The organism is Streptomyces bambusae (assembly GCF_019400985.1).
Taxonomy (GTDB): Bacteria; Actinomycetota; Actinomycetes; order Streptomycetales; family Streptomycetaceae; genus Streptomyces; species Streptomyces bambusae_A.
On the sequence record NZ_WTFF01000101.1, the window covers coordinates 1 to 23,255 of the forward strand.

Here is a 23,255-nt window from a genome sequence, read left to right on the forward strand (position 1 = left end):
TCGGCGGCCGCCCACCGCGGGAACCGCGCTTGAGGCGGTTGCGGACCCGGTCCGCGGGCACGGGAATGGTGGCCTTGATACCGCGTCTGCGCAGGTAGATGCGGTTGCTGCGGGAGTCGTACGCCTTGTCGGCACGGACGCGGTCCGGGCGCTTGCGCGGCCGACCGAGCCCGACCCGGGGCACCCGAATCGCTTCCAGGACCGGCTCGAACTGCGGGGAGTCGCCCCGCTGCCCTGCCGTGATCACCACTGACAAGGGCTTCTGTCCCTGCTCGACGGCGAGGTGGATTTTGCTGGTCAGCCCGCCGCGGGAGCGTCCAAGTCCGTGGTCGGCCGGCTCGACGAAGACCCCGCCGGGCGGCTCCTTCTGGAGATCCCCTTTTTCGCCACCCCGGCGGCGTGCTGGTGAGCCCGGCAGACGGTCGAGTCGACGTTCACCTCCCAGGTGATCAGGCCCTTCGCGTCCGCCTCGGCCTGAAGCTGGGTGAGAAGACGGGCCCAGGTCCCGTCTCGCTGCCAGCGCCGGAACAGGTCGTAGACCCGGTCCCACGGCCCGTAGCGTTCCGGCACATCACGCCAGGGGGCACCGGTGCGGGTCCGCCACCGTATGCCGTCTATCAGCTGCCGCCGCGTCCACACCTGCGGCCGGCCCGGCTTGATGCCCCGCGGCAGCAACGGCTCAAGCCGGGCCCACTGCCCATTCGTCAGATCCCCACGTCCCACAGGACGTGATCATCAACGAACAAGATCCACTTTCGCAACAGACCCTAGGCCTGGCTCTTGCGGGCGGCCTCCGCCGCCTCCTGCGCCTCGTACTCCGCGATCACGTCGATCGGCGGCGGGGCCTTGGCCAGGAAGACCCAGGTGAAGTACACGGCCAGCACCATCGGCGGCAGCTTCAGCGCCACCAGCAGCCAGCCCAGCTGCGTCTCGTCGCCCCACCAGTACAGCGGGAAGAGGATCGCGTACTTGGCCAGGAAGATCAGGCCCCAGGCCAGCGAGGCCTTGGTGTACGCCTTCTTGCGGCCGGGGTTGCGGGTGCGCCAGGACAGGTTCTCCCGGAAGACCGGGCCCAGCACCACCCCGAGCAGCGGGAAGCCCACCAGCGCCGACAGCGTGAAGGCGACGCCGAGGCCGGCGCCGTAGATCATGCCGGGCAGGTAGAAGCCCTTGGCGCTGCCGGTGAACAGGGCGAAGGCCACGCCGACGCCGACGCCGAAGACGCCGCTGAAGGCGTGCTTGACGGTGTCCTTGCGGGCCAGCCGCACGATCACCAGCACCACCGCGACCGCGCCCGCCGCGAACGCCGACATCTTCACGTCCTTGTTGAACGTGTAGATCATCACGAACAGCAGGCCCGGCAGCATCGTCTCCACGGTGCCGCGGATGCCGCCGAAGGCGTCGAAGAGCGCCGCCTGGGTCACGGCCTTGACGTCGTCCTGGCCGTCCTGGCCGCCGTGGCCGCCCCGGCCGTCGCCCTCGGGCGGGGACGACGCGGAGGCGGGGGGCGTCGTCGGCGTCGATTTGTCGAGTGACGTCACCGGCTAGTGCTCCTGTCCGAGGGGTCGGAGTTCGTACTTGGGATTGAAGAGGACCCGACGGCCGTGGCTCATCGAGATCCGCCCCGAGGCGATCAGGCGCCGCCCCGGTTCGATTCCCACGATCGAGCGACGGCCGAGCCAGACGACGTCCAGCGCGGCGGACCCGTCGAACAGCTCGGCCTCCAGGGCGGGCACTCCCGCGCGCGGCCGCAGGGTGACCGTGCGCAGGGTGCCGGTCACCTTGACGATCTCGCGGTCGTGGGAATCGCAGATCCGCGTGCAACCCGCGGCCTCTGCGTCCTCCTGCAGCTCCGCCGAATGCAGCTCTTCCTGCGAGGAGGACAGCCTCTCTATCATCCGGCGGAACCGGCCCGCCGGCCTGGCCGGTTTCGCGGGCATTCCGGGACGCGGTTCAGCACTCATACAGGAAGCGTACCGGCGCCCGGACTACCGCTCGAAGCGGTATCCCATACCCGGTTCGGTGATGAAGTGCCGCGGATGCGAGGGGTCCGCCTCCAGCTTGCGTCGCAGCTGCGCCATGTAGACCCGCAGATAGTTGGTCTCCGTCCCGTACGACGGCCCCCAGACCTCCTGGAGCAGCTGCTTCTGGCTGACCAGCTTGCCGGCGCCCCGCACCAGCACCTCCAGCAGGTGCCATTCCGTGGGCGTGAGGCGTACGTCGCGCCCCTCGCGTACGGCCTTCTTCGCGGCCAGGTCCACGGTGAAGCCGTCGGTCTCGACGACCACCTCGTCCTCCCCCGCGCCGGGCGCCGGCTCGGCCCGGCGCACCGCCGCCCGCAGCCGGGCGAGCAGCTCGTCCATTCCGAAGGGCTTGGTGACGTAGTCGTCGGCGCCGGCGTCCAGGGCCTCGACCTTCTCGTCGGAGCTGTGGCGGGCGGAGAGCACGAGGATCGGGACGCGGGTCCAGCCGCGCAGCCCCCTGATCACCTCGACCCCGTCCATGTCGGGCAGGCCGAGGTCGAGGACGACCACGTCGGGGTGGCGGGCGGCCGCCAGTTCCAGGGCGCCGGCCCCGTCGGCGGCGGCGTCCACCTCGTACTTGCGCGCCTTGAGGTTGATCACGAGGGCTCGGACGATCTGCGGCTCGTCGTCCACCACGAGCACCCGGGTCATTGAGGTCCTGCTTTCTGTCGTATCCGGTCGATCGGGTCGATCGGGTCGATCGGGTCGATCGGGTCGGTCGGGGCGATCGGGTCGTTGCGGTCGCCGTGCGGTGAGGGCGGTGGGGGCGGTGAGGGCGGTGTCGCCGCGCGCAGGGTGAGCACCATGGTCAGTCCGCCGCCCGGGGTGTCCTCGGCGGTCAGAGTGCCGCCCACGGCCTCGGTGAAGCCGCGGGCGACGGCGAGGCCGAGGCCGACCCCCGCGCCGCGCGGGGCGTCGCCGTGGCGCTGGAAGGGCGCGAAGATCCGTTCCTTGGCCTCGTCGGGCACCCCGGGGCCGCGGTCGACGACCCGGACCTCGACCCGGTCGCCGAGCACGCTCGCGGCGACCGTGACGGGGGTGCCTGCGGGGCTGTACTTGACGGCGTTCTCGACGACGTTGGCGACCGCGCGCTCCAGCAGGCCGGCGTCCACGGCGACCATCGGCAGGGTCTCGGGCACGTCGAGCCGCACACTGCCCTCCGGTACGCCGCCCAGCGCCATCGGCACCACCTCGTCGAGGTCGACGGCCCGGATCAGCGGGGTCACGGTGCCGGTCTGGAGCCGGGACATGTCGAGCAGGTTGCCGATGAGGTGGGCGAGGCGGTCGGCGCCGTCCTCGATGCCGGCGAACAGCTCGGTCCGGTCCTCCTCGGACCACTCGACGTCGTCGGAGCGCAGGCTGCTGACGGAGGCCTTGATGCCGGCGAGCGGGGTGCGCAGGTCGTGGCTGACGGCGGCGAGCAGGGCGGTGCGGATGCGGTTGCCCTCGGCCAGCCGGCGGGCCTCCTCCGCCTGCCCGACGAGCCGTTCCCGGTCCAGGACCACGACGGCCTGGGCGGCGAACGCGCCGAGCACCCGGCGGTCCTCGGCGGGCAGCACCCGCCCGGACAGCGCCAGCGCCAGGTGGTCGCCGACGGGCATGTCCACGTCGGCGTCCTCGGGCCGGTCGGCCGGCGCGGGGCCGATGCTGGCGGCCGGGACCCACGGCTCGGTGTCGTCGGCCCGCTCCAGCAGGGCCACGGAGTGCATGGCGAAGGTCTCGCGGACCCGCTCCAGCAGCGCCTCCAGGCTGTTCTCGCCGCGCAGCACGCTGCCCGCGAGGAAGGAGAGGATCTCGGACTCGGCGCGCAGCCGGGCGGCCTGCTGGGTGCGCCGGGCGGCGGCGTCGACGACGGAGGCGACCGAGACCGCCACCGCGAAGAAGACCGTGATGGCGACGATGTTCCGGGGGTCGGCGACGGTCCAGCGGTGCAGCGGCGGGGTGAAGTAGTAGTTCAGCAGCAGCGAGCCGAGGGCCACCGAGGCCAGCGCCGGCCACAGCCCGCCCAGCAGCGCGGCGGCGACGGTCACGGACAGGTAGAGCAGCATGTCGTTGGCGAGCCCGAGGTCGGCGTCGACCCCGGTGAGCAGCACCGTCAGGAGCACCGGCAGGGCCAGCCCGACGAACCATCCGGCGGCGGTCCGCGCGCGCCCCAGCCGGGCGGCGGAGCGGGCGGCGGGCAGCCCCCGGCCCTTGGCCGCCTCCTCGTGCGTGACGATGTGGACGTCGAGGTCGGGCCCGGACTCCCGGGCCACCGTGGCGCCGACGCCGGGCCCGAAGACGTACTGCCAGGCCTTGCGCCGGCTGGAGCCGAGGACGACCTGGGTGGCGTTGACCCCGCGGGCGAAGTCCAGGAGTGCATCCGGAACGTTGTCGCCTATGACATGGTGAAACGTTCCCCCGAGGTCCTCGACGAGGGTCCGCTGGACGGCGAGCTCCTTCGGGGATGCGGAGGTCAGGCCGTCGCTGCGGGCGATGTAGACGGCCAGGACCTCGCCGCCGGCGCCCTTCTCGGCCAGCCGGGCGGCCCGGCGGATGAGGGTGCGGCCCTCCGGGCCGCCGGTGAGGCCGACGACGATGCGTTCCCGGGCCTGCCAGGTCGTGCGGATGCCGTGCTCGCCCCGGTACTCCCGCAGGTACTCGTCGGCCCGGTCCGCCGTCCACAGCAGCGCCAGCTCGCGCAGCGCCGTGAGGTTGCCGGGGCGGAAGTAGTTCGACAGCGCCGCGTCGACCTTGTCCGGCTGGTAGACGTTGCCGTGGGCCATCCGCCGGCGCAGCGCCTGCGGAGACATGTCGACCAGCTCGATCTGGTCGGCGCGGCGCACCACCTCGTCCGGCACGGTCTCCCGCTGCCGCACTCCCGTGATCGACTCCACCACGTCGCCCAGCGACTCCAGGTGCTGGATGTTCACCGTGGACACGACGTCGATGCCGGCCCGCAGCAGTTCCTCCACGTCCTGCCACCGCTTGGCGTTGCGCGAACCCGGCACGTTCGTGTGCGCCAGCTCGTCCACCAGCGCCACCGCGGGCCGCCGGGCCAGCACCGCGTCCACGTCCATCTCCGTGAACACCGCGCCCCGGTACGCCAGCTCCCGGCGCGGGACCTGATCCAGGCCGTGCAGCATCACCTCGGTGCGCGGCCGGGCGTGGCATTCCACGAACCCCGCCACGCAGTCGGCACCCCGCTCCACCCGGCGGTGGGCCTCGGCAAGCATCGCGTACGTCTTGCCCACACCGGGGGCCGCGCCGAGATAGATCCGAAGCCTGCCGCGTCCCATGCGCCCATTCTCAGGGACATTCCGCCCGCCCATGCACGGAGAGGGCTCCGGCGGGGGCATCCCTGACACATCCCTGACGCGGCACCTCCCTGACGCGGCACCTCCCTGACGCGACGCATCCGTGACGCGACACCTCCCTGACGCCCGGCGGGTGCGGCGCACATGCGCAGGGGCCGGCGGCCGTACCCCGTGGGGAGTACGGACCGCCGGCCCCGGCGCCGTCGTTCAGCGGACCTCGGTGATCTCCGGGCCGCGCTCCAGCTGGCCCATGCCGCCGGAGAAGCGGGAGCCCTCCTGCTCCTGCGTGGTCTGCACGCCGTCCGGCACCATCTGGGCGTCGTTCGGCAGCTTCAGCACGATCGGGTCGCGCGGGGCCATCGGGCCGTCACCGCGGACGACGACGGTCTCGCGGAAGATCCCTTCCAGCAGCCCGGCGGCCTCCGGGCGCACCGCGCCCTGGCCGGAGATCACACCGCGCAGGAACCAGCGCGGCCCGTCCACGCCGACGAACCGGACCAGCTGCGCGCCGGTCTGGCCGTCCGGCAGCGGTACGGGGACCTGCGCCCGCAGCTCCCAGCCCAGCGGACCCTCGACCTCGTCGACGATGCCGCCCTGCTGGGTGATGCCCGAGGCGATCTCCTCGCGGACCTCGCCCCAGATGCCCTCCTTCTTCGGAGCGGCGAACGCCTGCAGCTGCACGGCACTGTCGTGCAGCACCACGGTCGCGGCGACGATCGCGTCACCGGCGACCTCGACCCGGAGCTCCATGCCCTCGACACCGGGGACGAGGATGCCGCCCAGGTCGACCCGGCCCTCGGTCCCGTCGCCGGGCACCTCGGTGATGTCCCACGGACCGTCGGGCCGCGGGGCGGGCGGCAGGTTCACCCGGCGCGGGGTGTCCGCACCGGTCTCGGCCACGTCCTGGTCCTGGTCGGTGCCGATGCTGTCGACGACCTGCTCGGCCTCGCCACCGTCGCGCGCGGAGCTGTTCTTCTTGCGACGTCCGAACACGTCACTGTCCTTCCCGGTCGGATACGACCGAAGCGTAGCCATTCCCACCCTGCTGACCAGCGCCGTTTCCGGCCACAGCCGCATGACCGCCGGTGGAGCCGAAACCCCCCTCGGCCCGCGCCGAGCCGGGAAGTTCCGCCACCTCGTGGAAGCGCACCTTCTCGACCCGCTGGACAACCAGCTGGGCAATGCGGTCGAAGCGCTCGAACCGGACGCTCTCGCGCGGGTCGAGATTGACCACGATCACCTTGATCTCCCCACGGTACCCGGCATCCACCGTCCCCGGGGCATTCACGAGCGCGAGCCCGCAGCGGGCGGCCAGACCCGAACGGGGGTGCACGAAGGCGGCGTACCCGTCGGGCAGGGCGATGGACACGCCGGTGGGCAGCACGGCGCGCTCGCCGGGGGCGAGCTCGGCGGCCTCGGTGGTGACCAGGTCGCAGCCGGCGTCGCCGGGGTGACCGTAGGCGGGGATGGGCACCTCGGGGTCCACGAGCTTGATCAGCACGTCGACGGGTGTGTTGTCGTACGACATCAGGGATTCACCTCGAAGGCGCGGGCGCGCCTGACCTGGTCCGGGTCGGCCATGGCCGCCCGGATCTCCTCGGGCCTGCCGTTCTCGATGAAGTGGTCGACCTTCACCTCGACGAACAGGGCCTCGGCGCGGACGGCGACCGGCCCCTGGGGGCCGCCTATCCGGCCGACTGCGGTGGAGTAGATCTTCCGGCCGGCGACGGCCGTGACCTCGGCCTCCAGGTGCAGCACGGTGTCCACGGGCACCGGCCGCACGAAGTCGGTCTCCAGCCGCCGGGTGACCGCGATGACGCGCAGGAGCCAGTTCAGCGAGCCCAGCGTCTCGTCCAGGGCCGTGGCCAGCACGCCGCCGTGGGCGAGGCCGGGTGCGCCCTGGTGCGCGGGCCTGACGGTGAACTCGGCGGTGACGCTCACGCCCTCGCCGGCCCGGGCCTGGAGGTGCAGGCCGTGCGGCTGGCCCTCGCCACAGCCGAAACAGTGCTCGTAGTGGGCACCGAGGAGCTCGCCGGGGGCCGGCGCGTCGGGGTGCCGCACCGGTGCTGAGGCGTCGGCCGGCGGCTTCAGGCTTGGGAATCGTCCACTCACAGGCGCAGACCTTACCCGCGCGGCTACCCGCCGGTCGCACCGTGCCAAGCTTGTGGGCATGCAGCCCTCCCCCGCGCACCACGACGAACGACTGACCGCACCCCGCTCCTGGTGGGTGATCGCCGTACTGGTCGGCATCAGCGGCGCCCTGATCATGCTGCCGCTGGGGACGACGGCGCTGCTGGCGGGCCTGGTGGGCGGCACCGCGCTGGCGGGGCTGCTGGTGAGCAGCTACGGCTCCGCGCGGGTGCGCGTGGTGGGCGGCGCCCTGGCCGCCGGCGATGCGCGGATCCCGGTGGCGGCACTGGGTGAGCCGGAGGTGCTGGACGAGCAGGAGGCGCGCGCCTGGCGCACGCACCGGGCGGACCCGCGCGCCTTCATGCTGATGCGCAGCTACGTGCGGACGGCGGTCCGGGTCGAGGTGACCGACCCGGAGGACCCCACGCCGTACGTGTACGTCTCCACGCGCGAGCCGCAGGCCCTGGCGGCGGCCCTGCGCGCGGCCTCGGAACAGGCCGCGCGGGCGTGAGCACGCGGGGCCTCGGGGTGATGCCGCCTCGGGGCCCGGTCGGCGCCGCGAGGTCCTCGTGGGGCCGGCTCCGGGGCTCCGGGCCTGGCGGGTCATGACCCGGTGGATGCCGCGAGGCCCCTCCTAGGGCTCCGGGGCTCCAGGCCTGGCGGGTCGCCGCTCATGGCCCGGTGGGCGCCGGGAGGCCCTCGTAGGGCTTCGGTGCTCCGTTGCTCCGGCGCTCCGGGCGCAGGGCTCCGGGCCGTGCGGCCGGGCCTCGTGGGGCCATCGGGGCCTCGTGGGGCATCGGGGCCTCGTGGGCCCCGTCCGGCTCAGTTCGGGCCCTCCAGCGCCTTCCGCCAGGCCGGGGGCGCGAGCAGCGGGTCGCGCGGCTGCTCCAGGGGGGCGAGCCCGGTGAGGGCGTGCCACGGCACGGCCCGGGCCCGCAGGTCGCCGCGGATCTTCTCGGCGACCTTCTTCGTGTCGCGGCGGTTCATCACCGCGCCCACGGCGGCGCCGACCATGAACGGCATCAGGTTCGGCAGGCTGCGGAACATCCGCTTCATGATCTGCTGGCGCAGTTCGCGTTTCATCTGGCCGCCGAGGGCGGCGTTCAGCGTGGTCGGCCTGGTGAGGTCGACGCCCCGCTCCTCCGTCCACGCCGTCAGATAGGCCGTGCTGCGGTCCTTGAGCGAACCGGGCGGCCGCAGCCCGTAGACCTCGTGGAGCTCGGCGACGAGCTTGAGCTCGATCGCCGCGACTCCGATGATCTCCGTCGCCAGCTCGGCCGGCATCGCGGGCGGTACGGGCAGCATGGCCGCCGCACCGATGCCCGCGCCCACCGTCGAGGTGGCGTTCGCCGCGCCCGCGATCAGCTTGTCCGCCAGCTGGTCGGGGCCGAGGCCGGGGAACTGCGAACGCAGCGTCGCGAGGTCCCGCACCGGAACGCGCGGGGCGTTCTCGATGATCCGGTCGGCGATGAACAGGACGGCCGCCTTGGCGCCCTCACGGCTCTTGCGCACGCCGTTCCTGACGGCCTGCAGCCGGCGGGCGCCGGACGCGCGTACGGGCCCCTCGTCGGCCCCCGTGGCCGACGGGAGCAAGGCTCCGGCATCCGAGGACGGGACCGGCAGACCGGTGGCCCCAGGGCCCGTTTCCGGGCCCGTCGTGAGCGCCTCCGCTTCCGCCGGAGCACCCTTCCCACGGAAGCGGCGCTTCCGGAACGGCGTCGCACCTGTCACGGCCGACGTCCTCAGTCGCAGTCGCGGCAGATCGGCTGGCCGTTCTTCTCGCGCGCGAGCTGGCTGCGGTGGTGGACCAGGAAGCAGCTCATGCAGGTGAACTCGTCGGCCTGCTTGGGCAGCACGCGGACGGCCAGCTCCTCGTTGGAGAGGTCCGCGCCCGGCAGCTCCAGGCTCTCCGCGGCGTCGAAGTCGTCCGTGTCGATGGACGACGTCGTCTTCTCGCTGCGCCGGGCCTTGAGCTCTTCGATGCTGTCGTTGTCGACGTCGTCGTCGGTCTTGCGTGGGGTGTCGTAGTCCGTTGCCATCTGTCGCTCTCCCCCTCTGGGTGTTTGCGGTGTCTCAGCGCACGTAACGCGCGAGAGGCCGGACTTGTGCCCGACCTGAGGCGGAGATTTTGCCTCACATCAAGGTCTGTTACTCAATCGACACCCAGCGGCACGCCTGAAGGAGCGATCGGCCGGTATGTCGAGGCGGACCGTACACGGTCCCGCGGCCCTCTTGCACGAGCGCCACCCCCTGTATTTCCCGCCGTTCGGGGGGCCGGAAACCCGGACTTTCCCGGGCTTTCCGGCCATCACGAGGTCACGGAACGCGCACGCCCGAGCACTCGACAATGTGATCGATCACACACATTCCGCCCGCCACAGGGGGCGCGACGGTTCAGCCCTGAGCGAAATCAGGGCTGCGGAGACCCGGCTCTCAGATCGGCAGCGTGACACGCATCACCAGGCCACCGCCCTCGCGCGGCTCCGCGTGGATGCGGCCGCCGTGGGCGCGCGCCACGGAGCGCGCGATGGACAGCCCGAGGCCAACACCCTTGTCACTGCCCGTACGCTCCGTACGCAGCCGCCGGAAGGGCTCGAAGAGGTTGTCGATCTCGTACGCGGGAACCACGGGACCTGTGTTCGACACCACCAGCACCGCCTGGCCCTGCTGTACCTCGGTGGTGACCTCCACCCAGCCGCCCGCGGGCACGTTGTACCGCACGGCGTTCTGGACGAGGTTCAGGGCGATCCGCTCCAGCAGGACGCCGTTGCCCTGGACCACCGCCGGCGCGCGCTCCCCGCGCAGCTCCACGCCCTTGGCCTCGGCCTCGCCGCGCGTCTGGTCGAGGGCGCGGGAGGCGACCTCGGCCAGGTCCACGGGCTTGCGCTCGACGATCTGGTTCTCGCTGCGGGCGAGCAGCAGCAGGCCCTCCACGAGCTGCTCGCTGCGCTCGTTGGTGGCCAGCAGCGTCTTGCCCAGCTGCTGGAGCTCCAGCGGGGCCCCGGGATCGGACAGGTGCACTTCCAGCAGGGTCCGGTTGATGGCCAGCGGGGTCCTCAGCTCGTGCGAGGCGTTGGCCACGAAGCGCTGCTGGGCGGTGAAGGCCCGCTCCAGCCGCTCCAGCATCTCGTCGAAGGTGTCGGCGAGCTCCTTGAGCTCGTCGTCGGGTCCGTCGAGCTCGATCCGCCGGGTCAGGTCGGAGCCGACCACCCGGCGCGCGGTACGGGTGATCTTGCCTAGCGGCGAGAGCACCCGGCCGGCCATCGCGTAGCCGAAGGCGAAGGCGATGACGCTGAGGCCCAGCAGGGCCATCAGCGACCGGCTCAGCAGGTCGTCGAGGGCGTGCTTGCGCTGTACGTTGACGCACTCGGTGATCGCCCGGTTGAACTCGTCGATCGACTGGTCCGGCGCCACGCCCGCGCAGTCGCGGCTGGAGACGCCGATGTTCGTCCCACCGACGATCTTGAAGGGCAGGCTGCTGCCCTCGCGCAGCGCCTGCGCGGCCAGCAGGTAGATGATCGACAGCAGCAGGATGCCCGCGATGAGGAACATCCCGCCGTACAGCAGCGTCAGGCGTATCCGGATGGTCGGCCGCAGCCAGGGGAAGGGCCCCTCCGACTCGCCGTGGGCCCACGCCGGAGCAGGGGGCGCCGGTGGCGGCGCCGGGGTCGTGGCCACCCGCGTCAGATCCGGTATCCGGAGCCAGGCACGGTCACGATGACCGGCGGTTCCCCGAGCTTGCGCCTCAGTGTCATGACGGTGACCCGCACCACGTTGGTGAACGGATCCGTGTTCTCGTCCCATGCCTTCTCCAGCAGCTGCTCGGCGGAGACCACGGTCCCCTCGCTGCGCATGAGGACCTCCAGCACCGCGAACTCCTTGGGCGCCAGCTGCACCTCACGGCCGTCGCGGAACACCTCGCGCCGGTTCGGGTCCAGCTTGATGCCGGCGCGCTCCAGTACGGGCGGCAGCGCGACGGTCGTACGACGGCCGAGCGCGCGCACCCGGGCCGTCAGCTCACTGAAGGCGAACGGCTTGGGGAGGTAGTCGTCGGCGCCGAGCTCCAGCCCCTCGACCCGGTCGCTGACGTCCCCGGAGGCGGTGAGCATCAGCACCCGGGTGGGCATCCCCAGCTCCACGATCTTGCGGCAGACGTCGTCGCCGTGCACCAGCGGAAGGTCGCGGTCGAGCACGACCACGTCGTAGTCGTTGACCTCGACGCGCTCGATGGCAGCGGCGCCGTCGTACACGACGTCCACGGCCATGGCCTCCCGGCGCAGCCCAGTGGCCACCGCATCGGCGAGCAGCTGCTCGTCCTCGACGACGAGTACGCGCACGTCGTAATCCTTCCTCCGGGCCCTCCTGGGCACACGTGTATTGCGTCATCCATCCTGCCGGTTTCGGCCGTAAACCGGCTGTAAGCCGCTGTTCAGCGAGGTCGTAGGGGCGGAGGAGAGGATTCCTCGGCCTCGGGAGGTTTCTGCGTCCAGGGTGCCGGGGAGGACGTCTGCACACCCCGACCCACACCCTCACGCGGCGTGCCGTTCCCCCGGACACGCCGCCGACCCACGAAGAAGGGGCGCACCTGACATGGACGCATTCACCGCGGGTCTCCTGCAGCGGATCAGGACCACGCAGTCGGACCTCCGGCAGGCCCGGGAAGCAGGCGACGACTTCCTGGCGGAGGTCGAACAGGCGGAGCTCGACGACCTCCACCGGCTCGCCGCCGAACACGGCGTGCAGGTCACCGCGGCCTGCGGCTGACCGAGGTCGTGTCTCCTGGATCAGGGCGGACCGATCCGGCCTGATCCGAAAGACACGGCCTGACCCGGCGCCGGCCGGCGCCGGGCCCACCCCTCTCACCGTCGCGCGCCCGCGTGCCGCGTACGACAAGGGCCGCTCCCACCGGATTCCTCCGGCGGGGGCGGCCCTTGTCGTCGTCCTCCGGCGCGGGCGTCAGAGCGCGGCGTCGCCGTCGTGCCAGGCCCCGGCCTCCTCCAGCAGCGGCTGGAGGGAGGCGAAGACCGACGGGCTCGCCGCCAGCACCAGCTCGCCGGAGGCCCGCTGCCCGGGCCGGCCGCCGGTGAGCGCGCCCGCCTCGCGGGCGATCAGGTCGCCGGCCGCCAGGTCCCACGGGTTCAGCCCGCGCTCGTAGTAGCCGTCCAGCCGGCCCGCGGCCACGTCGCACAGGTCCACCGCCGCCGAGCCGCCGCGCCGGATGTCGCGCACCCGCGGGATGATCCGCGCCGCGACCTCCGCCTGGTGCGCCCGCCGGGACTGGAGGTAGCCGAAGCCGGTCGCCACCAGGGCCTGGTCGAGCGGGGCCGGCGCCCGGCAGGCCAGCCGCCGGTCGCCGATCCACGCCCCGCCGCCGGCCACCGCGTGGTACGTCTCCCCGCGCATCGGCGCCTCCACGACGCCGACCACGGCCTCGCCGTGGTACTCGGCGGCGATGGACACGCCCCAGCTGGGCAGGCCGTAGAGGTAGTTCACGGTGCCGTCGAGCGGGTCGATGACCCAGCGCACGCCGGTCGTGCCCGCGGTGCTCGCGCCCTCCTCGCCGAGCAGCCCGTCGGCCGGCCGCCGCTCCGCCAGGAAGCCGGTGATCAGCTTCTCGGCGGCCAGGTCCATCTCCGTCACCACGTCGATCGGGCTGGTCTTGACGGCCGCGACCGCCAGATCGGCGGGGCGGCCGTCGCGCAGCAGCTCGCCGGCCTGCCGGGCGGCGGCCAGGGCGAGCTCCAGCAGTTCCTGCTTCAGTTCCTCGGTCACCACGGGGTCTCTCCTCATGCGTACGGGCTGTCGGCGCCGGCGGCGGCCGGCCGGGGGCTGCGGGCGGGGCAGCAGCCCACCGGGCACACGTCGTGGCTCTGCCCGAGCATGCCGACCCAGCACTCCTCGGCCGTCTGCCCCCGCTCCTTGGCGGCGCGCTCCAGGACCAGCTCGCGCACCGCCTCGGCGAAGCGCGGGTCGGCGCCCACGGTGGCCGAGCGCCGCACGGGCAGGCCCAGCTCGGCGGCCTTCGCGGTGGCCTCGGTGTCGAGGTCGTAGCGGACCTCCATGTGGTCGGAGACGAAGCCGATGGGCACCATCACCACGGCCGGGGTGCCGGCGGCGTGCAGGGCCTCCAGGTGGTCGCAGATGTCCGGCTCCAGCCAGGGGATGTGCGGGGCGCCGCTGCGGGACTGGTAGACGAGCTGCCAGGGGTGGGCGATGCCGGTCTGCTGCGCCACCGTTTCGGCGATCACCTCGGCCACGTCGAGGTGCTGCTTGACGTAGGCGCCGCCGGCGCCGTCCTCGGTGTGGTCCTCGACCGGGCCGGAGGTGTCGGCGGCGGCGGTCGGGATGGAGTGGGTGGTGAAGGCCAGGTGCGCTGCGGCCCGGAGCTCCTCGGGCAGCGACTCCAGAGCGGCGACGACCCCGTCGATCATGGGCTCCACGAAGCCGGGGTGGTTGAAGTAGTGCCGCAGCTTGTCGACGCGCGGGAGCTCCAGGCCTTCCTCGGCGAGGGTGGCCAGGGCGTCGGCGAGGTTCTCGCGGTACTGCCGGCAGCCCGAGTACGAGGCGTAGGCGCTGGTGGCGAGGACGGCGATGCGGCGGCGTCCGTCGCGGACCATGTCGCGCAGGGTGTCGGTCAGGTACGGCGCCCAGTTGCGGTTGCCCCAGTAGACCGGCAGGTCCAGCCCATTGTCGGCGAAGTCCTTGCGCAGGGCGTCGAGGAGCTCGCGGTTCTGGGCGTTGATCGGGCTGACCCCGCCGAAGCCGAAGTAGTGCCGGCCGACCTCCTTGAGCCGCTCGCGCGGGATGCCGCGCCCCCGGGTGACGTTCTCCAGGAACGGCACCACGTCGTCGGGGCCCTCGGGGCCGCCGAAGGAGAGCAGGAGCAGGGCGTCGTACGGACGGGCCGGGCCGGCGGCGCCCGGTTCCGGGGTGCGGAGCTGGTCTGACATGTCTCGAATCCTGCCACCCGGCACCGACCGCCGGTATCCGGCCTCACCAGGTGGACCGGATCAAGGTAGGTAAGGTAAGCCTTACTTCGTAGGTAAGGTGGGCCTTACTTCCCGCATCCGGAAAGTATCCCGTGCGGGCGCCGCGGACCGGCCGTAACCTGTATGGGCTAGTCACGTCCCTTACGGAGAGCCCCTTGCCCAGCCCGTACCGCGCGCTCTTCGCCGTCCCCGGCACCAAGGGGTTCAGCGCTGCCGGACTCATCGGCCGGATGCCCATCGCCATGGTCGGCGTCGGCATCCTGACGATGATCACCGAGATCAACGGCCGGTACGCCCTCGCCGGCGGACTCACCGCGACGATCGCCCTCTCGGCCGCCGTGACGGGCCCGCAGGTCTCCCGGCTCGTCGACCAGTACGGGCAGCGGCGCGTGCTGCGGCCGGTGACCCTGGTGGCCGTCGCCGCCGTCTGCGGGCTGCTCGTCGCGGCGGGCAGCGGCTGGCCCGACTGGACCCTCTTCCTCTTCGCCTTCGTCGCCGGCTGCGTGCCCAGCGTGGGCTCGATGGTCCGTGCCCGCTGGAGCCACCTCTACCGCGACACCCCCCAGCTGCACACGGCGTACTCCTTCGAGTCCGTGCTGGACGAGGTGTGCTTCATCCTCGGCCCGCCCGTCGCCACCCTGCTGTCGGCGAGCTGGTTCCCCGAGGCGGGTCCGCTGGTCGCGGTCGTCTGCCTGCTGGTGGGCGTGTGGTGGCTGACCGCGCTGCGCGCCACCGAGCCCGAGCCGCACCCCCGCCACGCGCAGACCGACCGCTCCTCCGCCCTGCGCTCCCCCGGCCTGCAGGTCCTGGTGGCGACCTTCGTGGCGACCGGCGCCATCTTCGGCTCGATCGACGTGGCGACCCTGGGCTTCTCCGAGGAGCAGGGCCACAAGTCGGCGACCGGGCTGGTCCTGGCCGTCTGGGCGCTCGGCTCCTGCCTGGCCGGCATCGTCTTCGGCCTGATGCACTTCAAGGGCCGGGTGGAAATCCGCTGGGTCCTGGGCATCTGTGCGATGGCCGTGAGTATGATCCCCCTCCTACTGGCCGGGAACCTTCCGTTCCTTGCCGTGGCGCTCTTCGTCTCGGGCCTCGCCATCGCTCCCACGATGGTCACCACGATGGCCCTGATCGAGGTGCACGTACCACGCGAAAAGCTGACCGAGGGCATGACCTGGACCAGCACCGGGCTCGCGGTCGGCATCGCGATCGGGTCCTCGGTGACCGGCTGGGTCGTCGACGCCGCCGGGGCCAGGACCGGGTACGTCGTCTCCATCTCGGCGGGAGTGGCCGCGGCAGCGGTGGCGTTCGCGGGTTACCGTCGGCTTACCGGGCCGGCGCAAGGGGAGGAGCCCTCTAGCGATGGGGACGGCGACAGCAGCGAAGTACGACACCGCGTGGCGTAACTGGGCGGGCAACGTGTCCGCCACGCCGGCCCGCGTGGTGGCCCCGGCCTCGGTCGGGGAGCTTCAGGAGGCGGTCCGGCGGGCCGCCGAGGACGGGCTGAGGGTGAAGGCGGTCGGCACCGGCCACTCCTTCACCGCGGCCGCCGCCACCGACGGGGTGCTGGTGCGCCCGCAGGCCCTGGCCGGCATCCAGGAGATCGACCGGGCCGCCGGCACGGTCAAGGTCGCGGCCGGCACCACGCTGAAGCACCTCAACCGGGCCCTGGCCGGGGAGGGGCTGTCGCTCACCAACATGGGCGACGTCATGGAGCAGACCGTCTCCGGTGCCACCAGCACCGGCACCCACGGCACCGGCCGCGACTCCGCGTCCATCGCCGCCCAGATCCGCGCCCTGGAGCTGGTCACGGCGGACGGCAGCCTGCTGTCGTGCTCGGCGGAGGGGACCGACGAGGAGCGCGCGGTCTTCGCGGCCGCCCGGATCGGCCTCGGCGCCCTGGGCGTCGTCACCTCGCTGACCTTCGCCGTCGAACCGCTGTTCCTGCTGACCGCCCGTGAGGAGCCGATGGGCTTCGACGAGGTGACCTCGGACTTCGACCGGCACTGGGCGGAGAACGAGCACTTCGAGTTCTACTGGTTCCCGCACACCGGCAACTGCAACACCAAGCGCAACAACCGCAGCCAGGGCCCCGCCGCCCCGCCCGGAGCCGTCAGCGGGTGGATCGAGGACGAACTGCTGTCCAACGGCGTCTTCCAGGCCGTCAACTCCCTCGGCCGCGCCGTCCCGGCGACCATCCCGGGGATCGCCCGGATCGCCAGCCGCGCCCTGTCGGCGCGGACGTACACGGACATCCCGTACAAGGTCTTCACCAGCCCGCGGCGGGTGCGCTTCGTGGAGATGGAGTACGCCCTCCCGCGCGAGCAGGTCGTCACGGCGCTGCGCGAGCTCAAGGCCATGGTGGACCGCTCGGACCTGCGGATCAGCTTCCCCGTGGAGGTGCGCACCGCGCCCGCGGACGACATCGCGCTCTCGACGGCGTCCGGCCGGGACACCGCCTACATCGCGGTGCACATGTACAAGGGCACGCCCTACCACCGGTACTTCACCGCGGCCGAGCGCATCTTCACCGCCCACGGCGGCCGTCCGCACTGGGGCAAGGTGCACACCCGGGACGCGGAGTACTTCGCCGAGGCCTACCCGCGGTTCGCGGAGTTCACCGCGCTGCGCGACCGGCTCGACCCGGACCGGGTGTTCGGCAACGACTACTTGCGGCGGGTACTGGGCTCCTGACGGACACTCCGGCCGCTGCGGCCGGAGTGTCCGTCACTCCGGCCGCTCGGGCCGCTGCGCTCCGCCCCGGAGCGGCCGGAGCCGTCCCGCTGCTCCTACCACACCGTCACCATCCGCCGCGTGCGCCGCTCCACGACAACTCGGGCGGCGCGGCGGTCTACCGAGGTGGCCCGAATGGAGTACTGTGGCGAGCCCTGGGGCTGTGCGTCCTTACGGATGCCCGGAACCAGGAGAGGGGGCCGGCTGACGGGAAACGGCACTCGAAACCGGCGGCGCCGCGGCACCGCACGGATGCCTGATGCAGAGAGTGACCGTTGGTCACTGTATGTGGCCAACAGGTAACCGTGCCATAACGGCGATCAAGGGCGCATGCCCGACACGCCGGTTTAACTCGGCAAGGTTGTGGCAGGCTGCACCCGGGCAGGCCACACTCGACTAGCGGAAGCAGCGACGCACGTGACGTCGGCAGGCACCACCCGGGAGGTCCCCATGCCCGAACTGCGTGTCGTGGCCGTCTCCAATGACGGCACACGACTGGTGCTCAAGGCTGCGGACAGCACGGAGTACACGCTTCCGATCGACGAACGGCTGCGGGCGGCCGTGCGCAACGACCGCGCCCGGCTGAACCAGATCGAGATCGAGGTGGAGAGCCACCTCCGCCCCCGGGACATCCAGGCCCGGATACGTGCCGGTGCCTCCGCGGAGGAGGTCGCGCAGCTCGCCGGCATCCCGGTCGACCGCGTCCGCCGCTTCGAGGGGCCGGTGCTGGCCGAGCGCGCGTTCATGGCGGAACGGGCCCGCAAGACCCCCGTACGCCGCCCCGGCGAGAACACCGGGCCGCTGCTCGGCGAGGCCGTGCAGGAGCGGCTGCTGCTGCGCGGGGTCGAGAAGGACTCCGTGCAGTGGGACTCGTGGCGCCGCGACGACGGCACCTGGGAGGTGCTGCTCGTCTACCGGGTCGCGGGCGAACCGCATTCGGCGAGCTGGACCTACGACCCGCCGCGGCGGCTGGTCGTGGCCGTGGACGACGAGGCCCGCACGCTGATCGGCGAGGCGGACGACCTGCCGGCGGCCCCGGAGCCGAGCTTCCCGTTCGTGCCGAGGATCGCGCGGCTGCCGCGCGACCGGCCGCTGGACCGCACCCTGGACCGGCAGGCGGAGCGCGCGCCCGCCCCGGAGCCGGAGGAGGAGCGGGACAGCCTCACCAGCCTGCTGGAGGCGGTCCCGAGCTTCCGCGGCGACCTGGTCGTACCGGAGCGGCCGGCCGCCGCCGCGGCGGCCGAGACGGAGCAGGAGGAGTCCGCGGCCGCGGAGGAGCCGCCGGCCGCCGCCGCGGGGTCGGCGTACGCCGACGTGCTGATGCCGCGCACGGTGGCCGGCCACCGCGACCGGCTCACCGGAACCACGGACCGCCAGGCGGAGGCCGACGGCGTCCGCCCGGGCCGCCGGGCGGCGGTCCCGAGCTGGGACGAAATCGTCTTCGGCACACGCCGCAAGAAACAGGAGTAGCCACCGGCCAGGCGCCGACCCGGCGCCGCCGGGCCGGCGCCTGCCGGGCCGGGGTTGCCGGCCAGGCGCCCGCTGGCACGGGGGTTGCCAGCCAGGCGCCTGCCGGCCGCAGACACCAGCCGCCGACACCGGGGCACGCCGGCCTGGGACTCCGGGACACGCGCCTGTCCGGGCGCTCGCACGCCGACCGCGCGCCTGCGCCAGCCGACCCGGCGGCCAGTCGACGCGCCAACACCAGCGTCCGACAGTGAGGCATGCCGGCCTGCGACTCCGGGACACGCCTGCCTCCGGCACCGGCCTCCGGCTCCGGGGCACGCCAGCCCTGCGACGCCGGGACACGCGCCTGTCCGGGCGCTCACCCGCCGACGCGCGCCTCCGCCAGCCGACCAGGCGGCCAGCCGCCCGCCGACACCAGCTTCCGACACCACGGCACGCCAGCCCACGGCACCAGTGCACGCGCCCGGCCAGGCGCTCACCCCCCACCGCGCGCCTCCGTCAATCGGCCGCCGACGCCAGTCTCCGACGCCAGGGCATGCCGGCCTGCGGCACCGGTGCACGGGCCCGGCCGGGGGCTCGCACGTCGGCCGCGCCCGGCTGTTTGCTCGGCCGCCGCGTCCGGGCGTTCTCGCTCAGGTCGTGGCGTCCGGTTCCGGGCCTGTGGCGACCGGGCGGGAGGGGTCGGAGGACCAGTCCGACCAGCTGCCCGCGTACAGGGCCGCCGGGATGCCCGCCACCTCCAGGGCCAGCACCTGCTGCGCTCCCGAGACGCCCGAGCCGCAGTAGACCCCCACCGCGGCGGAGTCCGCCGCGCCCAGCGACGCGAAGCGGGCGCGCAGCTCCTTCGCGGGCAGGAACCGCCCGTCCTGGCCCACGTTCTGCGTCGTCGGCGCCGACACCGCGCCCGGGATGTGCCCGCCGACGCGGTCGATCGGCTCGACCTCGCCGCGGTACCGCTCGCCCGCCCGGGCGTCCAGCAGCACACCCGTACGGGCCAGCTCGGCCGCCTCGTCGGCGCTCAGCAGCCCAACCGCTCCGGGCTTTGGCCGGAAATCGCCTTCTGCCGGGGCCGGTTCCTCGGCGGACAGGCCTCCACCCGCCGCGGTCCACGCGGCCAGGCCGCCGTCCAGCACCCGCACCTCCTCGTGCCCGGTCCAGCGCAGCAGCCACCAGGCGCGGGCGGCCGCCCAGCCGAGTCCGCCGTCGTAGGCGACGACCGGCCGGCCCGCCGAGACGCCCGCCCGCCGCATCACCGCGCCGAAGTCCTCGACCGGCGGCAGCGGGTGCCGGCCACCGGCCCCGGGCGGGCCCGCCAGCTCCCGGTCCAGGTCGACGTAGACCGCGCCCGGCAGGTGGCCGGCCTCGTAGTCGGGACGCAGGTCCGGGCCGCCCAGCTGCCAGCGGACGTCAAGGAGCACGGGCGGGAGGGGCCCGGCCAGCTCGTCCATGAGGGCGCGGGCGGAGATGATCGCAGCAGTCATGGGCCCATCTTCCTCCCCTCCCCCGTACCGGGCGTAACCGCTCGGCCGACCCGCGCCGCACCGATTCGGTCATGTCTGCCGCGGGCACCCGAAATCCGGCGCGGCCGGGGCGCGCCGCGGCCCCGACAGTGGAAGCATCTGCCCGGCAAGCACGACGACGCGACGACGCAACGACGCAACGACGTCAGGAGACGGCGGCATGACGGAGGCAGCGGCGGGGACGGCGAGGCGCACGCCCGGCACACCGTGCTGGGTGAGTCTGATGGCGCACGGCCTCGGCACGACCGAGGAGTTCTACGCCGACCTGTTCGGCTGGGAGTACGTCCCCGGCCCCGAGGAACTCGGCCCGTACGTGCGGGCCCTGCTCGACGGCCGCGAGGTGGCCGGCGTCGGCCAGCTGCCGCCGGACCGGAGCCTGCCGGTGGCCTGGACGACGTACCTCGCCACGGACGACGCCGACGCGACCGCGGAGGCCGTCCGGTCGTGCGGCGGCACCGTGGCGGTGGGTCCGCTCCAGGCGGCGGACGCGGGCCGGATGGCGATCTGCTCGGACCCGATCGGCGCCGTCTTCGGGATCTGGCAGGCCGCGGCGCACGTCGGGACGCGGCTGTCCGGAGTGCCCGGCACCCCGGTGTGGAACGAGCTGGTCACCCAGGACAGCGGGGTCGCGAAGTTCTACCAGACGGTCTTCGGGTGCGAGACGCAGACCGATCCCGCGTCCGCGCTGGACCGGGTGACACTGCACGTGGCCGGCCGGCCGGTCGCGTCGGTGCACGGGGTCGGCCGCGACCTCCCGCACGACCGGGGCGCGCACTGGATGACGTACTTCCAGGTCGCCGACGCCGACCTGGCCGCTGCAAGGGTGGTCGAACTCGGGGGCCGGGTACTGCGGGAACCGTACGAGGGCACGAGGGGCCGCGAGGCCACGGTCACGGACCCCGAGGGCGCCGTCTTCACGGTCGTCGACACCCGGGGTGTGTAGGGCAGGGCCTGTCCGACGGGGCCCACTGCCGGCTCTGGACAACGGCAGGCCCATGATCACGGCCGGCCGGGATCACGGTCGGCGGCGGGGCTTGCCTCGCTGGGGGGTCTTGGCGCTCTTGCCCCCCTGGGCCCCCTTGGTGCCCTTGCCGCCCTTGCCGGCGCCCTTCGCAGCGCCGCCGGTGGCCCGGGAGCCCCGGCCGGCCGCCGTCCGGGACGATCCGCCGCCCGCCTCCTTCCGCCGGCCGACGCCGCCGCCCTTCTCGGAACGCTTGCCCTTCGGCTCGGCGGCGGCGTTCTGCCGGCCCCGGGAGCTGTTGACGGTCCGGCCGCGGACGATCCCGATGAAGTCCTCGACCAGGTCGGTGGTGGCGTCCTCCCGCCACGACAGCGCGACCTGCGACGCGGGGGTGCCGGTGATCGTGCGGTAGGTCAGGTCCCGGCGGTGGTGCAGCCGGGCCAGGGACTGCGGGACGACGAGCAGCCCGATGCCGGCCGCCACGAGCTCGATCGCGTCCGCCGTCGTGGCGGGCCGCTCGAACGCCGGCAGCCCCGGCGGCCGCTCCCAGTCCAAGGTGTCGTCGAGGGGGTGCAGGACGATGTCCTCGGAGATGTCCTCGGGGGTGACCTCGTCGGCCGCGGCCACGAGGTGGTCCTTCGGGCAGACGACCACGGTCGTCTCGGTGTAGAGGGGGATCGCGCTGAGGTCCGTACGGTCGACCGGCAGGCGCAGGAAGCCGGCGTCGGCACCGCCGCGGCGCAGCAGGTCGGCGGCCTCGCCGGGCTCCACCGGGACCAGGGCCAGCGGCACGTCGGGCAGCCGCTCCTGCCAGATCCGCACCCACTTGCCGGGCGTCACCCCCGGCACGTACGCGAGCCGGAACGAAGGGCCCTGGTCCTGCGGAGCCTCACGGGTCTCGGAGGTCTCAGGGGCCTCCGCCGGGGCTGCTACGCGGGCTTCTTCCGAGGGGGATGCATCCGAGCCTGTCACCCGGCCAGGTTACCCGGGCGTGGTCGGAGGTGGTTCACACGCTCGATACCCTTGACCCCATGAAGTCGCACCAGACCGCCCAGACGATGAAGCCCGCCACCGCGGCGAAGAAGCTGGGTGTGTACCTCGAGGCCACCCCCGCAGAATTCCAGGAGGGTGTCGTCTCGCGCTCCGAGCTGGCTGCGCTCCAGGCCGACCCGCCCGAGTGGCTGCGGGAACTGCGCCGCACCGGCCCGCACCCGCGCCCGGTGGTCGCGGCGAAGCTGGGCGTCTCCATCTCCGGCCTCGCGCGCGGCGGGGTCACCGAGGCCCTCACCACCGAGCAGATCGACGCCCTCAAGGCGGAGAACCCGGAGTGGCTGCAGAAGGAGCGCGCCACCCAGGCGGAGGTCCGCAAGGAGACGGTCCGCGTCAAGCAGAAGCACGCGGAGCAGGCGCAGCGCGCTCAGCAGCAGCCCCGCGGCTGAGCGCTGCCTCACGAGGGAGTCGCCGGGGGCCGGTAGCGCAGCATGTGCTCCCGGACCTGGTCGAGGTGGGGCTGGATCTGCTGGAGCTCCGGCCCCTGGCTCCGCACCTTCCAGGTGGAGGTGCGGTAGGCGGCGGCCAGGTTGAGGGCCGGGTCGCCGGGCACGCCTTCGAGTTCGGGTGCGAGGGCGCAGAGCATCCGGCCCACGGCGGGGATGGAGTCCTCGGGGCTGAACGGCGGCGTGGGGACCGCGCCCTGCCGCTCGGGGGGCAGGTAGTACCGCAGGACGCGGGGCGTCCAGCGGGCGATGCCGTACTCGTCCTTGTCCGGGTCGCTGAGCGTGGCGTCGAACCCGCTCTCGGCCTTCAGTACGGCCGCCACCAGGGCGGGCGTGACCTGCGGGGCCCCGCACATGGTGCCGGCCTCGACGATCAGCCGGCGGTACTGCGGCGGGATGTCGGCATCGGTGCGCAGCCACCGGGAGTCGTCGCGGAGCTGGACACCGCCCAGGGGCACGGCCGCCCCGTCCCCGGGCCGGTCCGAGCCGCCCGCGGCGTGCGGTGAGACGGCGTCGCCGGGTACGAACGCCCCGAACGTCACGACGGCGGCCACGGCCGCCGCGAGCGCGACGGACCGCCGCTGCGCCGGCCGGTACGACCTCCGGCGGGCCGCCGCGAAACCGGCCACCACGGCTTCCGCC

The 23,255-nt window shown here is 73.3% G+C and carries 24 protein-coding genes and 1 pseudogene; 7 read left to right on the forward strand and 18 right to left on the reverse strand.

Going from position 1 to position 23,255, the window contains the following annotated elements; all coding sequences use genetic code 11:
• The 9 genes from GPJ59_RS37470 to GPJ59_RS16060 all read right to left on the reverse strand — a co-directional run.
• Positions 1-301, reverse strand: a 301-nt coding sequence (locus tag GPJ59_RS37470) for a transposase (RefSeq protein WP_258024466.1), incomplete at its 3' end; no start/stop codon positions are given.
• Positions 298-723, reverse strand: a complete 426-nt coding sequence (locus GPJ59_RS37475; RefSeq protein WP_308120322.1) for an IS5 family transposase — start codon at positions 721-723, stop codon at positions 298-300. The genes GPJ59_RS37475 and GPJ59_RS37470, both read right to left, overlap by 4 nt.
• Positions 724-767: 44 nt before the next feature.
• Entirely contained in the window at positions 768-1,541 is a 774-nt protein-coding gene (locus GPJ59_RS16030; RefSeq protein ID WP_374200857.1) for a DUF3159 domain-containing protein, read from the reverse strand.
• A gap of 3 nt (positions 1,542-1,544) precedes the next feature.
• Positions 1,545-1,964 (reverse strand): OB-fold nucleic acid binding domain-containing protein, encoded by a 420-nt coding sequence (locus GPJ59_RS16035; RefSeq protein ID WP_219667817.1) that lies wholly within the window; start codon positions 1,962-1,964, stop codon positions 1,545-1,547.
• 24 nt (positions 1,965-1,988) lie between these two features.
• Positions 1,989-2,675: a response regulator gene (locus tag GPJ59_RS16040; RefSeq protein ID WP_219667818.1), complete on the reverse strand. Its 687-nt coding sequence runs from the start codon at positions 2,673-2,675 to the stop codon at positions 1,989-1,991.
• The gene (locus GPJ59_RS16045) at positions 2,672-5,302 is read right to left on the reverse strand and encodes a sensor histidine kinase (protein ID WP_219667819.1); all 2,631 of its coding nucleotides are present in this window, start codon (positions 5,300-5,302) and stop codon (positions 2,672-2,674) included. The genes GPJ59_RS16040 and GPJ59_RS16045 overlap by 4 nt, the downstream gene beginning before the upstream one ends.
• A 225-nt stretch (positions 5,303-5,527) precedes the next feature.
• Positions 5,528-6,313 (reverse strand): DUF3710 domain-containing protein, encoded by a 786-nt coding sequence (locus GPJ59_RS16050; protein ID WP_219667820.1) that lies wholly within the window; start codon positions 6,311-6,313, stop codon positions 5,528-5,530.
• A 1-nt stretch (position 6,314) separates the two neighbouring features.
• Entirely contained in the window at positions 6,315-6,848 is a 534-nt protein-coding gene (gene dut, locus GPJ59_RS16055; RefSeq protein ID WP_219667821.1) for a dUTP diphosphatase, read from the reverse strand.
• Positions 6,848-7,432 carry a PaaI family thioesterase gene (locus GPJ59_RS16060; RefSeq protein WP_219667822.1) on the reverse strand — a complete coding sequence of 195 codons (585 nt, stop codon included), beginning with the start codon at positions 7,430-7,432 and terminating at the stop codon, positions 6,848-6,850. Before GPJ59_RS16060 ends, dut begins: the two co-directional genes overlap by 1 nt.
• A 58-nt stretch (positions 7,433-7,490) precedes the next feature.
• On the opposite strand from GPJ59_RS16060, the gene GPJ59_RS16065 reads away from it, so the two are divergent.
• Positions 7,491-7,961, forward strand: coding sequence for a DUF3093 domain-containing protein (locus GPJ59_RS16065; RefSeq protein ID WP_219667823.1), 471 nt, complete (start codon positions 7,491-7,493; stop codon positions 7,959-7,961).
• A 311-nt stretch (positions 7,962-8,272) separates the two neighbouring features.
• Here GPJ59_RS16065 and GPJ59_RS16070 read toward each other — a convergent pair whose 3' ends face one another.
• The 4 genes from GPJ59_RS16070 to GPJ59_RS16085 form a co-directional block, all read right to left on the reverse strand.
• Positions 8,273-9,181, reverse strand: a complete 909-nt coding sequence (locus GPJ59_RS16070; RefSeq protein ID WP_219667824.1) for a hypothetical protein — start codon at positions 9,179-9,181, stop codon at positions 8,273-8,275.
• A gap of 11 nt (positions 9,182-9,192) precedes the next feature.
• A complete protein-coding gene (locus GPJ59_RS16075; RefSeq protein ID WP_219667825.1) occupies positions 9,193-9,489 on the reverse strand; it encodes a DUF4193 domain-containing protein in 297 nt (98 codons plus the stop codon).
• 394 nt (positions 9,490-9,883) lie between these two features.
• Positions 9,884-11,128, reverse strand: a complete 1,245-nt coding sequence (locus tag GPJ59_RS16080; protein ID WP_219667826.1) for a sensor histidine kinase — start codon at positions 11,126-11,128, stop codon at positions 9,884-9,886.
• A gap of 5 nt (positions 11,129-11,133) precedes the next feature.
• Positions 11,134-11,787 (reverse strand): response regulator transcription factor, encoded by a 654-nt coding sequence (locus GPJ59_RS16085; RefSeq protein ID WP_219667827.1) that lies wholly within the window; start codon positions 11,785-11,787, stop codon positions 11,134-11,136.
• A gap of 253 nt (positions 11,788-12,040) precedes the next feature.
• Here GPJ59_RS16085 and GPJ59_RS16090 point away from each other — a divergent pair, with 253 nt between their 5' ends.
• Positions 12,041-12,214 carry a hypothetical protein gene (locus tag GPJ59_RS16090; protein WP_219667828.1) on the forward strand — a complete coding sequence of 58 codons (174 nt, stop codon included), beginning with the start codon at positions 12,041-12,043 and terminating at the stop codon, positions 12,212-12,214.
• A 192-nt stretch (positions 12,215-12,406) separates the two neighbouring features.
• Here GPJ59_RS16090 and GPJ59_RS16095 read toward each other — a convergent pair whose 3' ends face one another.
• Positions 12,407-13,240 (reverse strand): inositol monophosphatase family protein, encoded by an 834-nt coding sequence (locus GPJ59_RS16095; RefSeq protein ID WP_219667829.1) that lies wholly within the window; start codon positions 13,238-13,240, stop codon positions 12,407-12,409.
• A complete protein-coding gene (locus GPJ59_RS16100) occupies positions 13,237-14,400 on the reverse strand; it encodes a ferrochelatase (protein WP_219667830.1) in 1,164 nt (387 codons plus the stop codon). Before GPJ59_RS16100 ends, GPJ59_RS16095 begins: the two co-directional genes overlap by 4 nt.
• A 194-nt stretch (positions 14,401-14,594) precedes the next feature.
• On the opposite strand from GPJ59_RS16100, the gene GPJ59_RS16105 reads away from it, so the two are divergent.
• The 3 genes from GPJ59_RS16105 (at position 14,595) to sepH (ending at position 18,639) form a co-directional block, all read left to right on the forward strand.
• Positions 14,595-15,842: an MFS transporter gene (locus GPJ59_RS16105; protein WP_219667831.1), complete on the forward strand. Its 1,248-nt coding sequence runs from the start codon at positions 14,595-14,597 to the stop codon at positions 15,840-15,842.
• Positions 15,799-17,130 carry a D-arabinono-1,4-lactone oxidase gene (locus tag GPJ59_RS16110; RefSeq protein WP_219667832.1) on the forward strand — a complete coding sequence of 444 codons (1,332 nt, stop codon included), beginning with the start codon at positions 15,799-15,801 and terminating at the stop codon, positions 17,128-17,130. The genes GPJ59_RS16105 and GPJ59_RS16110 overlap by 44 nt, the downstream gene beginning before the upstream one ends.
• Before the next feature lie 456 nt (positions 17,131-17,586).
• The gene (gene sepH / locus GPJ59_RS16115; RefSeq protein WP_219667833.1) at positions 17,587-18,639 is read left to right on the forward strand and encodes a septation protein SepH; all 1,053 of its coding nucleotides are present in this window, start codon (positions 17,587-17,589) and stop codon (positions 18,637-18,639) included.
• A gap of 629 nt (positions 18,640-19,268) precedes the next feature.
• Here the strand turns inward: sepH and GPJ59_RS16120 are convergent.
• Complete coding sequence (locus GPJ59_RS16120; RefSeq protein WP_219667834.1) at positions 19,269-20,117, reverse strand: sulfurtransferase; 849 nt, start codon at positions 20,115-20,117, stop codon at positions 19,269-19,271.
• A 199-nt stretch (positions 20,118-20,316) separates the two neighbouring features.
• On the opposite strand from GPJ59_RS16120, the gene GPJ59_RS16125 reads away from it, so the two are divergent.
• Positions 20,317-21,099: a VOC family protein gene (locus GPJ59_RS16125; protein WP_219667835.1), complete on the forward strand. Its 783-nt coding sequence runs from the start codon at positions 20,317-20,319 to the stop codon at positions 21,097-21,099.
• A 72-nt stretch (positions 21,100-21,171) separates the two neighbouring features.
• Here the strand turns inward: GPJ59_RS16125 and GPJ59_RS16130 are convergent, their stop codons facing one another.
• Positions 21,172-21,966 carry a LysR family substrate-binding domain-containing protein gene (locus GPJ59_RS16130; RefSeq protein WP_308120323.1) on the reverse strand — a complete coding sequence of 265 codons (795 nt, stop codon included), beginning with the start codon at positions 21,964-21,966 and terminating at the stop codon, positions 21,172-21,174.
• Between the two features lie 182 nt (positions 21,967-22,148).
• Between GPJ59_RS16130 and GPJ59_RS16135 the strand changes: the two genes are divergently transcribed.
• Complete coding sequence (locus GPJ59_RS16135) at positions 22,149-22,556, forward strand: DUF5997 family protein (RefSeq protein WP_219667837.1); 408 nt, start codon at positions 22,149-22,151, stop codon at positions 22,554-22,556.
• A gap of 8 nt (positions 22,557-22,564) precedes the next feature.
• Here the strand turns inward: GPJ59_RS16135 and GPJ59_RS16140 are convergent.
• Positions 22,565-23,255: pseudogene (locus GPJ59_RS16140) on the reverse strand (protein kinase); the annotation flags it as partial.

Coding starts and splice junctions, on each gene's coding strand:
- GPJ59_RS16040 (WP_219667818.1), bottom strand. CDS start 2,675: ATGACCCGGGTGCTCGTGGTGGACGACGAGCCGCAGATCGTCCGAGCC.
- GPJ59_RS16110 (WP_219667832.1), top strand. CDS start 15,799: ATGGGGACGGCGACAGCAGCGAAGTACGACACCGCGTGGCGTAACTGG.
- dut (WP_219667821.1), bottom strand. CDS start 6,848: ATGTCGTACGACAACACACCCGTCGACGTGCTGATCAAGCTCGTGGAC.
- GPJ59_RS16090 (WP_219667828.1), top strand. CDS start 12,041: ATGGACGCATTCACCGCGGGTCTCCTGCAGCGGATCAGGACCACGCAG.
- GPJ59_RS16045 (WP_219667819.1), bottom strand. CDS start 5,302: ATGGGACGCGGCAGGCTTCGGATCTATCTCGGCGCGGCCCCCGGTGTG.
- GPJ59_RS16075 (WP_219667825.1), bottom strand. CDS start 9,489: ATGGCAACGGACTACGACACCCCACGCAAGACCGACGACGACGTCGAC.
- GPJ59_RS16125 (WP_219667835.1), top strand. CDS start 20,317: ATGACGGAGGCAGCGGCGGGGACGGCGAGGCGCACGCCCGGCACACCG.
- GPJ59_RS16135 (WP_219667837.1), top strand. CDS start 22,149: ATGAAGTCGCACCAGACCGCCCAGACGATGAAGCCCGCCACCGCGGCG.
- GPJ59_RS16035 (WP_219667817.1), bottom strand. CDS start 1,964: ATGAGTGCTGAACCGCGTCCCGGAATGCCCGCGAAACCGGCCAGGCCG.
- GPJ59_RS16120 (WP_219667834.1), bottom strand. CDS start 20,117: ATGACTGCTGCGATCATCTCCGCCCGCGCCCTCATGGACGAGCTGGCC.
- GPJ59_RS16095 (WP_219667829.1), bottom strand. CDS start 13,240: ATGAGGAGAGACCCCGTGGTGACCGAGGAACTGAAGCAGGAACTGCTG.
- GPJ59_RS16065 (WP_219667823.1), top strand. CDS start 7,491: ATGCAGCCCTCCCCCGCGCACCACGACGAACGACTGACCGCACCCCGC.
- GPJ59_RS16100 (WP_219667830.1), bottom strand. CDS start 14,400: ATGTCAGACCAGCTCCGCACCCCGGAACCGGGCGCCGCCGGCCCGGCC.